The sequence below is a fragment of the Marinobacter sp. DUT-1 genome, from assembly GCF_050379415.1.
Taxonomy (GTDB): domain Bacteria; phylum Pseudomonadota; class Gammaproteobacteria; order Pseudomonadales; family Oleiphilaceae; genus Marinobacter.
Map to the genome: position 1 here is coordinate 1 of NZ_JBNRLS010000008.1, position 14,457 is coordinate 14,457.

13 protein-coding genes are annotated in these 14,457 nt (G+C 61.7%); 4 read left to right on the forward strand and 9 right to left on the reverse strand.

Going from position 1 to position 14,457, the window contains the following annotated elements:
* Positions 1–138: 138 nt before the first annotated feature.
* The 3 genes from ACQUTG_RS17795 to ACQUTG_RS17805 are packed head-to-tail and all read right to left on the reverse strand — an operon-like array spanning position 139 to position 2,571.
* On the reverse strand, positions 139–978 hold the full coding sequence (locus tag ACQUTG_RS17795; protein WP_428920664.1) for a thymidylate synthase: 840 nt from the start codon (positions 976–978) through the stop codon (positions 139–141).
* Positions 975–1,763 (reverse strand): prolipoprotein diacylglyceryl transferase, encoded by a 789-nt coding sequence (gene lgt, locus ACQUTG_RS17800; protein WP_428920665.1) that lies wholly within the window; start codon positions 1,761–1,763, stop codon positions 975–977. Before lgt ends, ACQUTG_RS17795 begins: the two co-directional genes overlap by 4 nt.
* 10 nt (positions 1,764–1,773) lie before the next feature.
* Positions 1,774–2,571, reverse strand: coding sequence for a sulfite exporter TauE/SafE family protein (locus ACQUTG_RS17805; protein ID WP_428920666.1), 798 nt, complete (start codon positions 2,569–2,571; stop codon positions 1,774–1,776).
* A 98-nt stretch (positions 2,572–2,669) separates the two neighbouring features.
* Here ACQUTG_RS17805 and ACQUTG_RS17810 point away from each other — a divergent pair, with 98 nt between their 5' ends.
* The 4 genes from ACQUTG_RS17810 to dxs all read left to right on the forward strand — a co-directional run bounded on the left by ACQUTG_RS17810 (position 2,670) and on the right by dxs (position 6,655).
* A complete protein-coding gene (locus tag ACQUTG_RS17810) occupies positions 2,670–3,443 on the forward strand; it encodes an NRDE family protein (protein WP_428920667.1) in 774 nt (257 codons plus the stop codon).
* A 53-nt stretch (positions 3,444–3,496) separates the two neighbouring features.
* On the forward strand, positions 3,497–3,751 hold the full coding sequence (locus ACQUTG_RS17815) for an exodeoxyribonuclease VII small subunit (protein ID WP_092005260.1): 255 nt from the start codon (positions 3,497–3,499) through the stop codon (positions 3,749–3,751).
* Positions 3,751–4,647, forward strand: coding sequence for a polyprenyl synthetase family protein (locus ACQUTG_RS17820; RefSeq protein WP_428920668.1), 897 nt, complete (start codon positions 3,751–3,753; stop codon positions 4,645–4,647). Before ACQUTG_RS17815 ends, ACQUTG_RS17820 begins: the two co-directional genes overlap by 1 nt.
* Before the next feature lie 76 nt (positions 4,648–4,723).
* Positions 4,724–6,655, forward strand: a complete 1,932-nt coding sequence (gene dxs, locus ACQUTG_RS17825) for a 1-deoxy-D-xylulose-5-phosphate synthase (RefSeq protein ID WP_428920669.1) — start codon at positions 4,724–4,726, stop codon at positions 6,653–6,655.
* Between the two features lie 85 nt (positions 6,656–6,740).
* On the opposite strand, the gene ribA is transcribed toward dxs, so the two are convergent.
* The 6 genes from ribA to ACQUTG_RS17855 all read right to left on the reverse strand — a co-directional run bounded on the left by ribA (position 6,741) and on the right by ACQUTG_RS17855 (position 14,239).
* Positions 6,741–7,352 carry a GTP cyclohydrolase II gene (gene ribA, locus ACQUTG_RS17830; protein ID WP_428920670.1) on the reverse strand — a complete coding sequence of 204 codons (612 nt, stop codon included), beginning with the start codon at positions 7,350–7,352 and terminating at the stop codon, positions 6,741–6,743.
* A gap of 133 nt (positions 7,353–7,485) precedes the next feature.
* Positions 7,486–8,019, reverse strand: coding sequence for a cyclic pyranopterin monophosphate synthase MoaC (moaC, locus tag ACQUTG_RS17835; protein WP_428920671.1), 534 nt, complete (start codon positions 8,017–8,019; stop codon positions 7,486–7,488).
* A 30-nt stretch (positions 8,020–8,049) separates the two neighbouring features.
* The gene (locus ACQUTG_RS17840; RefSeq protein ID WP_428920672.1) at positions 8,050–9,033 is read right to left on the reverse strand and encodes a Nudix family hydrolase; all 984 of its coding nucleotides are present in this window, start codon (positions 9,031–9,033) and stop codon (positions 8,050–8,052) included.
* A gap of 2 nt (positions 9,034–9,035) precedes the next feature.
* On the reverse strand, positions 9,036–10,253 hold the full coding sequence (argJ, locus tag ACQUTG_RS17845; protein ID WP_428920673.1) for a bifunctional glutamate N-acetyltransferase/amino-acid acetyltransferase ArgJ: 1,218 nt from the start codon (positions 10,251–10,253) through the stop codon (positions 9,036–9,038).
* Positions 10,254–10,359: 106 nt separating this feature from the next.
* Positions 10,360–13,107: a preprotein translocase subunit SecA gene (secA, locus tag ACQUTG_RS17850; protein ID WP_428920674.1), complete on the reverse strand. Its 2,748-nt coding sequence runs from the start codon at positions 13,105–13,107 to the stop codon at positions 10,360–10,362.
* A gap of 196 nt (positions 13,108–13,303) precedes the next feature.
* Positions 13,304–14,239: a peptidoglycan DD-metalloendopeptidase family protein gene (locus ACQUTG_RS17855; protein WP_428920675.1), complete on the reverse strand. Its 936-nt coding sequence runs from the start codon at positions 14,237–14,239 to the stop codon at positions 13,304–13,306.
* Between the last annotated feature and the right edge of the window lie 218 nt (positions 14,240–14,457).

Here is a 14,457-nt window from a genome sequence, read left to right on the forward strand (position 1 = left end):
GTGGGGCTTTCCGAAAATGTGCGGAGCCATGGATGGCGGAGCCAAGCGTACACGGACGTATTCACAGCGTTTTTCGGAAAGCCCCACCCGCTGCACTGCCACCTCCGAAACGACCGGACCGCGATCCCAAGCTGGAGGTCAAATAGCAATAGGCGCCTTGATCACCGGATAAGGCTCATACCCCTCAAACTCGAAGTCCTCAAGTTCATATTCGAAGATACTTGAAGGCTTACGCTTGATCACCAGCCTGGGCAAAGAACGAGGCTCCCGCTTCAGCTGCTCGAATACGATGTCGTCGGTCAGGTGGTTCTGGTACAGGTGGCAGTCACCGAACGTATGCACGAACTCACCCACATCCAGATCACACTGCTGGGCGATCATGTGGGTCAGCAGCGCATAGGAGGCGATATTGAACGGCACGCCCAGGAACAGGTCAGCACTGCGCTGGTACAGCTGGCAGGAGAGCTTGCCGTCGGCCACGTAGAACTGGAACAGACAGTGGCACGGGGCCAATGCCATGCGACCCTCGCGGACGTTGTCCTGGGGGCTGATGGATTCGTCCGGCAGCTCCGCCGGGTTCCAGGCGGAGACGATGAGGCGCCGGGAGTTGGGCTTGTTGCGGATCTGATCGATGACTTCGCTGATCTGGTCCACCACCCGGCCGTCCGGGCACTGCCAGCTGCGCCACTGTTTGCCGTAAATGGGGCCGAGGTCACCGTCCTCCAGGGCCCACTCGTTCCAGATGGAGACCTTGCGTTCTTTCAGCCAGTTGTTGTCGGTGGAACCGCGCAGGAACCAGAGCAGTTCGTAGATGATGCTTCGCAGGTGGACTTTTTTGGTGGTCACCAGCGGGAAGCCTTCCTGCAGGTTGAACCGCAGCTGACGTCCGAAGACCGAACGGGTGCCGACGCCGGTGCGGTCACCCTTGTCGAATCCGTTGTCGACGACGTCTTGCATCAGGTCGAGGTAGGCTTTCATTCGGCATTTCTCCGGTAAGCGATGAACATCAGGGCTGCGCCGGCGAGGATCATGGGGGTGGAAAGCACCTGCCCCATGGTGAGCCAGTCGAACGCAAGGTAACCGAGCTGGGCATCCGGCTGGCGCACGAACTCCACCAGGAACCGGAAGATACCGTAGCACACCAGAAACAGGCCTGAGACAGCCATGCGCGGGCGGGGTTTGGAGGAGAACCACCACAGGATCACGAACAGGACCACGCCTTCCAGGGCGAACTGGTATAGCTGGGACGGGTGCCGGGCCAGGCTGTCCGGAGCATGGGGAAACACCATGCCCCAAGGCACGTCGGTGGGTTTACCCCAGAGCTCGCCGTTGATGAAGTTGCCGATCCGGCCGGCACCGAGGCCCACCGGCACCAGCGGCGCCACAAAGTCCGCCAGGCGCCAAAAGCCGGAACCAAGTTTACGACCGTACCACCACATGGCGAACATGACGCCCAGCAGACCGCCGTGGAAGGACATACCGCCTTCCCAGACCCGCAAGAGCCAGAGGGGGTCAGCCAGGAAGGTGTCAAAGTTATAGAACAACACGTAACCGAACCGGCCACCGAGGATGACGCCCAGGGCCAGGTAGAACAGGAGATCGCCCATCTGTTCTTCGGTGACCGGGGACCAGGGTTTGCGGGTTCGCAGGCGGCCAAGCCACCACCCGGCGACAAAGCCGACCAGATAGGTCAGGCCGTACCAGTGAATGTTGACGGGACCCAGGGAAATGGCCACCGGGTCAAACTGGGGATGCTGCAGCATCGATTACCTCTCAGCTCAGGAGAAAACGGAGCCCCACCACCAGGAGCATCATCGCAAAGATACGTTTCAGGACCCTGGCATTCAGCTTGTGGGCCAGGTTGGCACCGAACCGGGCGAAAAACACGCTGGTCAGGATGATCCCCAGAAGGGCCGGCAAATAGATGAAACCGAGACTGTACTCCGGCAGCTCCGGGTGCTGCCAGCCGGTCCATATGTTGCTCAGGGCGCCGGCGACGGCAATCGGCAACCCGCACGCCGCAGAGGTAGCCACGGTGTTCTGCATGCGGACGTTACACCAGCTCAGGTAAGGCACGGTGAGCGTACCGCCGCCGATGCCGAAGATGGCAGACGCCCAGCCGACACCGCCACCAACTACACCCAGGCCAACCGTGCCGGGAATATCGCGACCGGGCTTGGGATTGACCTCCAGCAACATCTTCAGGGCCACCAACATCACGAACACACCGATCACCAGCTGGAGCAAGTCGCCGCTCATGAAGGCGGCCGTCCAGGCGCCCAGGACGGCCCCGCCAACAATCCCGACGGTCATCGGTCGGAAAATGTCCCAGCGTACGGCGCGGTGCTTGTGGTGGGACCGGATCGACGAAATCGAGGTGAACACGATGGTGGCCAGTGACGTACCCACCGCAAGGTGAGCGCTGATCTCCGGGCTGATACCCTGGATCTCGAAGCTGAAGATGAGTACCGGCACGATGACAAGGCCACCACCGATACCGAACAGGCCCGCCATGGTGCCTGCCAGTGCGCCCAGTGCCAGATACGATGCAAATACGGTTACCAGGGTCATAGCTGCTCACGCCCACGAGAAACAAGGCTGGTATGATACACACCGCACGGAACAAGTTCACGGCTCCCCATTCACCTTCCGGAGACTGATTACCGACCATGTGCCTCATTGCCTTTGCCCTTGGCCAGAATCGCCATTTTCCTCTGGTGGTAGCCGCCAACCGGGACGAGTTTTTCCGGCGTCCCACCGCATCCATGGATTGGTGGACCTCCGATTCCGGCCAGAGGGTCCTGGCCGGCCGCGATCTCCAGTCCGGCGGTACCTGGCTGGCCGTCACCGGGGATGGCCGGGTCAGCGCGGTGACCAATGTCCGGGAGGGCTCCCCCGAGGCCGGCCGCACCACTCGCGGGGAATTACCATTGCGTGCGCTGGCGGAGCCGGATGCAGACCTGTTCCGTGATCTCAGTGACGATCCGGATCGTTATGCGGGCTTCAACCTCATCAGCCTTGGAACCGATGGCGGCTGGTACTACAGCAACCGGGACGCCCATCCGGGCAGGAGCGTACATCGGGGCGTGTATGGCCTCAGTAACCACTTGCTGCAGACGCCCTGGCCGAAGCTGCTCCGACTGCGGGAGTCCGTGGGCGAGGCAGTCTCCATGGCCGGTGCCGACGCTGACTGCCTGCATCAACGGCTGATCACGTTGCTCCAGGACTCGACACCGGCTCCGGACCACCTGCTGCCCGACACCGGCGTGGGCCTGGCAACGGAGCGTTTCCTGTCGTCCCCGTTCATCGCCGGCGAGGAGTATGGCACTCGGGCGACCACGATTGTGACAGTCGCTGGCAATGGCGAGATCCGCGTCACCGAACAGAGCTGGGGGCCTTTGGCCTCAAAAGGCGATTGCCGTCACTTCGACTGGCAGCGATAGCCCGTCGGCTCTGGTATAATCCGCGAAATTCTGTCACCCGACCGGAGGGCCCGATGGCCGGTGAAAAAGACACCACATCCATAGCCGACTTTGAAAAGTCACTGGATGAGCTGGAAAAGCTGGTTCGCGACCTGGAGCAGGGCGAACTGTCGCTGGAGCAGTCCCTGACCGCATTCGAGCGGGGCGTGAAGCTGACCCGGGAATGCCAGCAGGCATTGAAGAGCGCCGAGCAGCGGGTCGAGCAGCTGGTGCAGAACAGCGATGGCACCCTGGAAACCCGCCCTTTCTCCCCGGATGACGCCGACTGATGACCGAACAGACCAAGGCGGCCGAGGATTTCCTGGAGTCCTGCCGCACCCTTGTCGACGCCGAGCTGGACCGCTGTATTGATCAGAGCGCGGCCTCCGATCGCCTCCAGGATGCCATGCGCTACAGTGTGCTCGGCGGCGGCAAGCGGATTCGTCCCGCACTGTGTCTTGCCGCGGCACGGGCCGTGGGCCATGAAAGTGAGCACGCCCTCGCCCCTGCCTGTGCGGTGGAACTGATCCATGCCTATTCACTGATTCATGATGACCTGCCGGCGATGGATGACGATGAGCTCCGCCGCGGCCGGCCCACCACCCACATTGCCTTTGACGAGGCCACTGCCATCCTGGCCGGCGATGCGCTACAGGCGCTGGCCTTCGGGCTACTGGCCAACGGTTCGGGGCTGGCCAGCGAGGCACGCCTGGCCATGGTGCAGGAACTGGCAAAGGCTGCGGGCCACCAGGGTATGGTGGGCGGCCAGGCCATTGACCTGGAATCGGTGGGCAAGACCCTGACCCTGGCTCAGCTGGAAACCATGCACCGCCACAAGACCGGTGCCCTGATCGAGGCCAGCGTCCGGATGGGCGCCCTGAGTGCCGAGCGGGCGGATACGGGCGCGCTGGAAGCACTGACCACCTATGCCCGTGTACTGGGGCTGGCCTTCCAGGTGCAGGACGACCTGCTGGACATCGAGGGCAGCACCGACGTGATCGGCAAGCCCCAGGGATCGGATGTCGCCCGCTCCAAGCCCACCTACCCGGCCCTGCTGGGTCTGGATGGTGCCAGGCAGCACCTGGCCGAGTTGTTGCAGACCGCCCAGGCAAGTCTCGAACGATTCGGCCCGGAAGCCGATCCCCTGCGGGCGATGGCGGATTACGTGGTGGCACGAACCCATTGAACCACCCTGCCCCAAAGGCGCACACTTGTCGTAACTTATTTTGAAAACACTGGATCATCCCAAAAGACCCGAGCAGATGCAGGATACTTATACTTTCAAGGAAATCCCGTCACAGCGGCCCAACACCCCGCTGCTGGACCGGATTGATGTACCGGCCCAGCTCCGCGAGTTGCCGGCCGAACAGCTGACCCAGCTGGCCCGGGAACTACGGGCGTTCCTGCTGTGGTCCGTCGGCCAGACCGGCGGGCACTTTGGTGCCGGACTGGGCGTACTGGAGCTGACGGTTGCTCTTCACTATGTTTTCAACACTCCGGAGGACCGCCTGGTCTGGGACGTGGGCCATCAGGCCTACCCCCACAAGATCCTCACCGGCCGCCGGGATCAGATGGGCAGCATTCGCCGCAAGGGCGGCCTGGCCGGCTTTCCCAAGCGGGCCGAAAGCGAATACGACACCTTCGGAGTGGGCCACTCCAGCACCTCCATCAGCGCGGCTCTCGGCATGGCCGTTGCCGCGCGCATGCAGAACACCGGGCGCAAGAGTATCGCCGTGATCGGCGATGGCGCTATGACCGCGGGCATGGCCTTCGAGGCTCTGAACCACGCCGGCCACCTGCATGCCAACATGCTGGTGATCCTGAACGACAACGACATGTCGATCTCCCGGAACGTTGGGGGGCTGTCCAACTATTTCGCCAAACTGCTGTCCAGCCGCACCTACAACCAGGTCCGGGACAGCAGCAAGAAGGTGTTGCAGGGTGCGCCGCACCTGATGGCTCTGGCCAAGAAGACCGAGGAACACTTCAAGGGCATGATCGCCCCGGGCACCCTGTTCGAGGAGCTCGGCTTCAACTACATCGGCCCCATCGATGGCCATGACCTGCCGCTGCTGGTGGAGACCCTGGAGAATATTCGGGAGCTGGATGGCCCGCAGTTCCTGCACGTGGTGACCACCAAGGGCAAGGGTTTCGCGCCGGCCGAGGCCGACCCGATCGGCTACCATGCCATTAACAAGATCGAACCGGTGCCACCGAGCAAGCCGGAACCGGTCACACCCAAGCCGGCCAAACCGAAATATGCCAATGTCTTCGGCCAGTGGCTGTGCGATGCCGCCGAGCAGGACGAACGGGTGGTGGGCATTACCCCGGCCATGTGTGAGGGCTCGGATCTACTGGCTTTCTCCCAGCGCTTCCCGGACCGGTATTTCGATGTTGCCATTGCCGAGCAGCACGCCGTGACCCTGGCCGCCGGCCTGGCCTGCGACCATGCCAAACCGGTGGTGGCGATCTACTCCACCTTCCTGCAAAGGGGCTATGACCAGCTGATCCATGACGTGGCCATCCAGAACCTGGATGTGCTCTTTGCCATCGACCGGGCCGGTCTGGTGGGCGAAGACGGTCCGACCCACGCCGGTGCGTTCGATATCAGCTACCTGCGCTGCATCCCCAACATGGTAGTCATGACCCCGTCGGATGAGAACGAGACCCGGCAGATGCTCCAGACCGGCATGCTGTTCAACGGTCCGGCGGCAGTGCGCTACCCCCGGGGCACCGGGCCGGGCGCAAAAATCGAGCCTGAGCTGAAACCGCTGGAACTTGGCAAGGGCCGCCGCATCCGGGAGGGCAGCGGTGTCGCCATTCTCAACTTCGGCACCCTGCTCGCGCCCGCGCTGGAAGCGGCCGAAGCACTGGGCGCCACCGTTGCCGACATGCGCTTCGTCAAGCCCCTGGACGAGGAGCTGGTACTGGAACTGGCCGAGCAGCATGACCTGCTGGTGACCCTGGAAGAGAACGTCATCGCCGGCGGTGCCGGCAGCGCGGTTACCGAATTCCTGAACCACCGTGAAGTCGCCCAGCCGGTGCTTCAGCTCGGGCTGCCGGATACCTTTATTGACCACGGCAAACACGGAGAGCTGCTGAGCGATTGCGGCCTGGACGCCGAGGGCATCCGGTCGGCCATTGCCCAACGCCTGGAACGGCTCCAGCGCTCCAGTCTCAAAGCGGTCAAATAACTCCTGGTAGCGCTGTTATCAACGAAAAAGCCCGCGTCTCCGGACGCGGGCTTTTTTGCGTGACGACTCAGGGCGGCGGGGCCAATTACTCGGGATCGTCGTCCTGATGCGTCTCCAGCCAGTGCCCCAGCTTGCTCTGCTTGGTGTTAAGGTAATTCTCGTTGTGCGGATTACGTCCCACGTGTAACGGGACCCGTTCGGCAATGTCGATGCCGTAGGACTCCAGTGCCTTAACCTTGCGCGGGTTGTTGGTCATCAATCGCAGACTGCTGATCCCCAGGTGTTCCAGCATATCCTTGCACATGCTGTAGTCCCGCAAGTCGGCGGCAAAACCAAGCTGTTCGTTCGCCTCGACCGTGTCGGCGCCCTGGTCCTGCAAATGGTAGGCGCGGATCTTGTTCAGCAGACCGATCCCGCGCCCCTCCTGACGAAGGTACATCAGGATGCCCCGCCCCTCACGGGCGATGCTCCGCAACGCTTCCTCGAGCTGATAGCCACAGTCACAACGCATGCTGTAAAGGGCATCACCGGTCAGGCATTCGGAGTGGGTCCGGGCCAGCATCGGCTCATCACTATCCAGGTCCCCCAGGGTCAGGGCGACGTGCTCCTTTCCGGTATCCGGCTCTTCGAAACCATGCATGTCAAACACCCCGAACGGGGTCGGCAACCGGCAGGTCTGGATGTAACGAACAGCCACAGTGTTTCCTCGTGGTTCAATCAATCGGGGCGCGCATTCTATCACGTGGCCGCCTTCTTGGCGTAGTCTTGGCACAGTGGGCTCTCCGGTGGTGAATCGTTACCGGACAGTACGCTCCCTGCCATGGGCCAGATCAGGCCTGCCCGGCAACCCAATGACCGCTGCGCCCGCCCTTCTTCTCCAGCAACCGCACGTTGTCCACGACCATCCCACGATCCACCGCCTTGCACATGTCATACAGGGTGAGCGCTGCCACGCTGGCCGCGGTCAGGGCCTCCATTTCGACGCCGGTCTGGCCGGAGAGCTTGCAGCGGGTCAGGATGTGCACCGAAGCGCCATCCTCGCCCGGATTCAGCTCAACCTTCACCGACGTCAGGTTCAGGCTATGGCACAGGGGTATCAGTTCATGGGTTTTCTTCGCCGCCATGATGCCCGCGATCCGGGCCACTGCCAGCACATCGCCCTTGGGATGCTCGCCTTCGATGATCATTTTCAGGGTTTCCGGTGCCATGCGGATGGTGGCCTCGGCGCGGGCTTCCCGTTCGGTCACCTCCTTATCGGTGACATCGACCATGCGGGCTTCGCCCTTCTCATCCAGGTGGGTCAGCTTGCTCACGGTTTCTCCAGAGACATGATTGGAAATGGATTGAACAGATGTCGCCAGCATACCAGACGGAGCGGAAGCCAGCCTTGATATCTACCGGTCAGACCGCCACCAGAACCGGATTCCGGCAACGCCCTGGCCACCCAGCCGGCGCGCCGCAATTTCTTCCCCCGGGCCGAGCCCACCCAGAGCATAAACAGGGATGACCGCCCCGGCCGCCAGAACCTCAAATCGCTCCCAGCCCATGGCCGGACGCCCCGGATGACTCCTGGTCGGTTGTACCGGGCCCAAAGTTGCGTAATCGGCCCCCACGGCTGCGGCGTGGGCGAGCTGATCTGCATCGTGGCAGGACACGCCCAGCCACACCGACTCCGGAAGCGGGCGACTGGCCAGGCCTTGAGCTTCACGCCAGGGCAGGTGCAGACCGCCGGCACCCGGCACCGCATCAAACATTTCCGGGCTGCCATGCAGGATCGGCGTCAGCCCCTGCTCTTTACAGAAGGGCACCGCTTTGCTGGCGAAGCGGACATAGTCCTCGAGTGACAGTTCGGGAGCACGCAGAACCACACAGCTGGCCCTGAAGGCTTTCAGCTGCTCCAGCCCGCTCCCAAGGCTGGCCAGCCCATCCTCCATAGAGGTCATCGCACCGGTAATGGCAAGCACCCCGGGCAGGCGCAGAGCACGGATCACCGGGCGGTTGGCTATCGGAAAATCCTGGTCACGGAGCTGTTCCGGTTCCAGCCAGTCCACCGGCTGTCCTTCCCGGCCTTCGGGCTCCCCAGAGACCTCAGAGGTGCGCCAGACGTCCAGGAAAACCCGCTTGTCGCCGTAGTCATGGCGAATCCCGATAACCGGCTCCAGGGACGTCTCGGACAGGCTCAAACCGGTTTCCTCAGCGATCTCCCGGACCAGGGCCTGCTGGACCGTCTCTCCCGGCTCGACCTTGCCACCGGGAAACTCCAGCAACCCGCCCTGATGCACGTGATCGGGCCGCCGGGCAATCAGCACCCGGCCCTCCCGGACAATGACACCGACCGCGACGTGGATCTCCCGGACCGGGCTTTGCGTTACGGCCATGGTCAGGTCCGGTACTCCGCGTTGATCGTCACGTAATCGTGGGAGAAATCACAGGTCCAGACCGTCTCGCGGATATCGCCACGCTTCAGGTCGATGGCGATGGTGATTTCCTCCTGGTCCATGACAGCCTGACCACGCTCCTCGGAGTAATCATCCGCCCGGCCGCCCTGACGCACCAGACAGACATCGCCCAGGAAGATTTCCAGGGCATTGAGGTCCAGGTCCGGAACACCGGCACGGCCCACCGCTGCCAGGATCCGGCCCCAGTTCGGATCGGAGGCAAACAACGCGGTCTTGACCAGGGGTGAATGGGCCACGGTGTAGGCCACGTCCAGGGCTTCCTGCTGGCTGGCCGCCGCGCTGACATCGATGGTGACAAACTTGGTGGCGCCCTCGCCGTCACGGACAATGGCATGAGCCAGGTCCAGGTAGACCTGCTGCAACGCCTCCCGCAATGTCGCAAGCTCCGGACTGTCGGCGGTAATCTCCGGACCGCCGTACTGACCGGAGGCCATCAGCATGCAGGCATCGTTGGTAGAGGTATCGCCATCGATGGTAATCCGGTTGAAGGACTTCTCCCCCAGTTCCGAAGCCAGGGTATGCAGTACGTCCGGCGCAATCCGGGCGTCGGTGGCGATGAAACCGAGCATGGTCGCCATATTCGGGCGGATCATGCCGGCACCTTTGCTGATCCCGGAAATGGTCACGGTATGGCCGCCAAGGTCCACCTGGCAGGAGGCCCCCTTGGGCCGGGTATCGGTGGTCATGATGCCGCTGGCCGCTTCGGCCCAGCGATTCTCCGCGGTATTGGCGAGCGCCTCGGGCAGGGCCCCGACAATCTTGCCGACCGGCAGCGGCTCGCCGATCACGCCGGTGGAAAACGGCAGCACCTCGTCGGCACTGACACCAGCGTTGTCTGCCAGTGCCCGGCAACAGGCGACAGCATCCTTCATGCCCTGTTCACCGGTACCGGCATTGGCATTGCCGGTGTTGACCAGCAAATACCGGGGCGTGGTCCGGGCCAGGTGTTGTCGACTCACAGTGACCGGCGCGGCACAGAACTGGTTTTGGGTAAAAATACCGGCCACTCGACTTCCGGGAGCGAGTTCGAATACCACCACATCTTTCCGGCCCGGTTTTTTGATGCCAGCACTGGCAATACCCAACTTGACGCCGGCTACCGGGAAAAACTCGGGTAAGGTGCCTGGACCTACCGCCATCCTGCCTCTCCTCTCACTCAATCCAATCAGTAACTTTCAAAACGCAAAAACCCGCAGCCTGCGCTTGTCAGGTTGCGGGTCTTTGACCGGTATCAGAGCTCCGGGGTCAGCTGACCTTGCCGCAGCACTGTTTGTACTTCTTGCCGGACCCGCAGGGACACGGCTCGTTTCGCCCGACCTTGCGCTCCTGGCGGACGAAGGTTTCCGGCGTCGCGGACTGCCGTTCACCCTCAGCTCCGCCCTCGCCTTCCGCCTGGCTCTGGGCGGTGGCACTGGTCTCGTCATGGCGCATGCGGGCACGGGCCAGTTCTCTCTCGAGCTCGGCCTTACGGCGGCGCTCTACCTCTTCCATTTCCTCAGGAGTCTGCACACGGACATGGCAAAGGATACGGGTTATATCCCGCTTCATGGTCTCCAGCATGTCCTCGAACAGGTTGAACGCCTCGCGCTTGTATTCCTGCTTCGGGTTCTTCTGGGCATAGCCGCGCAGATGAATACCCCGGCGCAGGTGATCCATGTTGGACAGGTGCTCTTTCCAGAGGGTATCCAGCACCTGCAGGAACACCTGCTTCTCGAACTTGCGCATGGCTTCGGAGCCGGCGATAGCTTCCTTCGCCTCATACGCGGCCACAATCTCGTTGAGGATCTTTTCCCGGAGGCTTTCCTCGTAAAGCTTGCTGTCTTCCTGCAGCCACTGCTGGATAGGCAACTCGATGGCCATCTCTGACTGCAGCTGGGACTCCAGGCCCGCCACATCCCACTGTTCCGGCATGCTCTGGGGCGGGATGTACTCGTTGATCAGCTCGCTGACCACGTCCTCACGGATGGTCTTGATCATGTCCGAGATGTCCCCGGAGGACATGACCTCGTTACGCTGGTCGTAGATAACGGTACGCTGGTCGTTGGCCACGTCATCGTATTCCAGCAGGGTCTTCCGCATATCGAAGTTGCGGCCTTCCACCTTGCGCTGGGACTTCTCGATAGCGTTGGTGACCATGCGGTGCTCGATAGCCTCGCCCTTCTTCATGCCCATGGCCTGCATCAGGCTCTTCACCCGGTCCGGGGCGAAGATCCGCATCAGGTTGTCTTCCAGGGACAGGAAGAAGCGGGATGACCCCGGATCCCCCTGACGACCGGCACGACCACGCAACTGGTTATCGATCCGGCGGGACTCGTGACGTTCGGTACCGATGATGTGCAGGCCACCGGCCTCGAGCACCTGGTTATGACGCTCGGTCCACTCGGCCTTCATCTTGGCGACGGATTCCTCGGTGGGATTCTCCATCGCCGCGACTTCGTATTCCCAGTTACCACCGAGGACGATGTCGGTACCCCGGCCGGCCATGTTGGTGGCAATGGTCACCGCACCCGGGCGACCGGCCTGGGCCACGATCATGGCCTCGGACTCGTGCTGCTTGGCGTTCAGGATCTTGTGGTCGATCCGGGCTTTCTTCAGCAGCATTGACAGCAGCTCGGAGGCCTCAATGGATGCGGTACCCACGAGGATCGGACGACCCTCGGCGGTGACATCCTTGATCTCGTCGATGATAGCGTGGAATTTCTCTTCCTGGGTGAGATACACCAGATCGTTGTAATCGATACGCTGGATCGGCTTGTTCGGCGGAATCACTACCACGTCCAGGCCATAGATCTGGCGGAATTCGAAGGCTTCGGTGTCCGCGGTACCGGTCATACCGGCCAGCTTCTCATAGAGACGGAAGTAGTTCTGGAAAGTGGTCGAGGCCAGGGTCTGACTCTCGGCCTGGATCCTGACACCTTCCTTCGCCTCAATCGCCTGGTGCAGGCCTTCGCTCCAGCGACGGCCCGGCATGGTCCGGCCGGTATGCTCGTCAACGATCACCACCTGGTCACCCTGGACGATGTAATCGACATCCTTCTGGAACAGGTGATGGGCCCGCAATGCCGAGTGCACATGGTGCAGCAGGCTCAGGTTGGAGGCGGAGTAAAGGCTCTCGCCTTCGTTCAGCAGGCCGCGACTGAGTAGCAGTTCCTCGACCCTCTCATGACCAGCCTCGGTCAGCTCCACCTGCCGGGATTTTTCATCGATGGTGAAGTCGCCCGAAGGTTCGCCCTCTTCTGATACCTCCCCTTTCTCAAGGCTCGGTACCAGTTCATTGATCGCCTGGTAGAGCTTGGAGCTGTCCTCGGCGGCACCGGAGATGATCAGCGGCGTCCGGGCTTCGTCGATCAGGATGGAGTCCACCTCGTCGACGATGGCGAAGTTCAGCCCGCGTTGGACCTTGTCCTCGGTGCTGAATGCCATGTTGTCGCGGAGATAGTCAAAACCGAATTCGTTGTTGGTGCCATAGGTGATGTCCGCCTGATAGGCCGCTTTTTTCTCATCGGGGGCCTGACCGGCGACCACCACGCCCACCTGCAGACCCAGGAAGCGGTAGAGTTTACCCATCCAGTCGGCGTCCCGGCGGGCCAGGTAGTCGTTGACCGTGACCACATGCACACCCTTGCCGGACAACGAGTTGAGGTAGACCGCGGCGGTCGCCACCAGGGTCTTACCTTCACCGGTCTTCATCTCGGCAATCCGGCCTTCGTGCAGGGTGATGCCACCAATAAGCTGAACGTCATAGTGGCGCATGCCCATGACCCGACGGCTGGCTTCCCGGACCGTGGCAAAAGCTTCCGGCAACAGGGCATCGAGGCTCTCGCCCTCTTCCACACGGCGCCGAAACTCAGCGGTCTTGCCCTGCAACTCGGTGTCGGAAAAATTGCCAAACTGCTCTTCAAGTTCATTGATGCGCGCTACTTGCTTTCGCATCCTCTTGATTTCTCTGGCATTTTTGCTGCCGAACATCTTGGTTGCAAGCTTTGTGAACATAGACCACTGCTTCTTTAATTAAACGAGGGAAGCCGGCATTCTAACCTTATTTCCCGACAGGACAAAAGGCGCACCTCACAAGTGCCGGAATGAAAGTGTCGGAATGCCAACGACTTGCCCTCCGGAAGGCACAAGTGCAAAGCCGGAGGGAGCTGGAGAGGAAAACCGGGATACCGAGACAAGGCACCGCCGGGACTTAACGATTGGCCCGGGCAATGTATTTTACAGGATCCTTGGAGCGGCCATTCTGCAGGACCTCAAAGTGCACGTGAGGGCCCGTGGACCGACCGGTGCTGCCCATCAGGGCAACCACCTGCCCCTTCTGGACCACATCACCAGTCTTTACCTTGACGGTCTTGCAGTGACCATAACGGGTCACCAAGCCATCACCATGATCGATTTCCACCAGGTTACCATAGCCGTAACGCTCACCGGCCCAGGTGACAACACCACCGGCAACGGCAATGATGTCACTACCGTCCTTACCCGCCAGGTCGACCCCGTCATGCCAGGTCCGCTTGCCGGAAAACGGGTCGGAACGATAGCCATACTTCGAGGACAACCAGCCCCAGGTGATAGGCCGGCCCTCGACATACATCTCTTCTTCCAGTTTCTGGCGGGAGGCAAGTTTGTCGAGCAGGCGCAACTGCTGTTCCCGGTCGGCCAACTGGGCCTCCATGCGGTCGATCATGTCCGTCAGTTCCGGTGCAGAGAAAGATTCCCGGGTCTCAGGCCCCTCAGGGCCACCGACAGCCGGCGGCTCATCAAAGTTGAACTCTTCACTGGCGACCAGCCCGGATTCCACAAACCGCTGCCCGAGAGCATCGAGGCGCAACATACGACCCTGGAGTTCGCCGAGGCGCAGGGTCAGGGCATCAACCTGTTCACGGACCTGCTCCTCAACAGCGGCCAGTTCCTGCTGCTGGGCTTCCAGCTTGCTTTTCCAGTGCGCCACCAGTTCCGACGGTGTTGGTTCCTGTGCTTTGGCCTTGCTGACTGCCGCCTGGTAGCCGCCCCAGACCGCCACGCTGATCAACGCAAGTACCAGCATCAGCATACCGGCCAGGAACTTGCCGTTCAGGGCGACAACCCGGGACTTCCCGTGGTGTTTGCCTACGAGGATAATGTTCATATCGTCTTCTGGTTTCATCGGGGAGCCGCAAGCCTGATCCTGCGTGTTGCGGCCCGGGATGTCCGAATGGGTTTGACCTTTCCCTGGCGACAACTACGTACTGAATAATCGCAGCGCCCGCTGGACATAGGTATTTGTGACAATGTAAAACGAGTCTGAAGCGGGCACTACCCTCAAACCGTGCCGAAGTGTAACCAATCGTAAATGGAACCGTCGAG

Excerpts from the sequence above, each read along its gene's own strand:
- ACQUTG_RS17815 (WP_092005260.1), top strand. The coding sequence starts at position 3,497 with ATGGCCGGTGAAAAAGACACCACATCCATAGCCGACTTTGAAAAGTCA.
- dxs (WP_428920669.1), top strand. The coding sequence starts at position 4,724 with ATGCAGGATACTTATACTTTCAAGGAAATCCCGTCACAGCGGCCCAAC.
- ACQUTG_RS17855 (WP_428920675.1), bottom strand. The coding sequence starts at position 14,239 with ATGAACATTATCCTCGTAGGCAAACACCACGGGAAGTCCCGGGTTGTC.
- ACQUTG_RS17820 (WP_428920668.1), top strand. The coding sequence starts at position 3,751 with ATGACCGAACAGACCAAGGCGGCCGAGGATTTCCTGGAGTCCTGCCGC.
- ACQUTG_RS17840 (WP_428920672.1), bottom strand. The coding sequence starts at position 9,033 with ATGGCCGTAACGCAAAGCCCGGTCCGGGAGATCCACGTCGCGGTCGGT.
- ACQUTG_RS17805 (WP_428920666.1), bottom strand. The coding sequence starts at position 2,571 with ATGACCCTGGTAACCGTATTTGCATCGTATCTGGCACTGGGCGCACTG.
- moaC (WP_428920671.1), bottom strand. The coding sequence starts at position 8,019 with ATGCTGGCGACATCTGTTCAATCCATTTCCAATCATGTCTCTGGAGAA.
- ACQUTG_RS17795 (WP_428920664.1), bottom strand. The coding sequence starts at position 978 with ATGAAAGCCTACCTCGACCTGATGCAAGACGTCGTCGACAACGGATTC.
- ACQUTG_RS17810 (WP_428920667.1), top strand. The coding sequence starts at position 2,670 with ATGTGCCTCATTGCCTTTGCCCTTGGCCAGAATCGCCATTTTCCTCTG.
- lgt (WP_428920665.1), bottom strand. The coding sequence starts at position 1,763 with ATGCTGCAGCATCCCCAGTTTGACCCGGTGGCCATTTCCCTGGGTCCC.
- argJ (WP_428920673.1), bottom strand. The coding sequence starts at position 10,253 with ATGGCGGTAGGTCCAGGCACCTTACCCGAGTTTTTCCCGGTAGCCGGC.
- secA (WP_428920674.1), bottom strand. The coding sequence starts at position 13,107 with ATGTTCACAAAGCTTGCAACCAAGATGTTCGGCAGCAAAAATGCCAGA.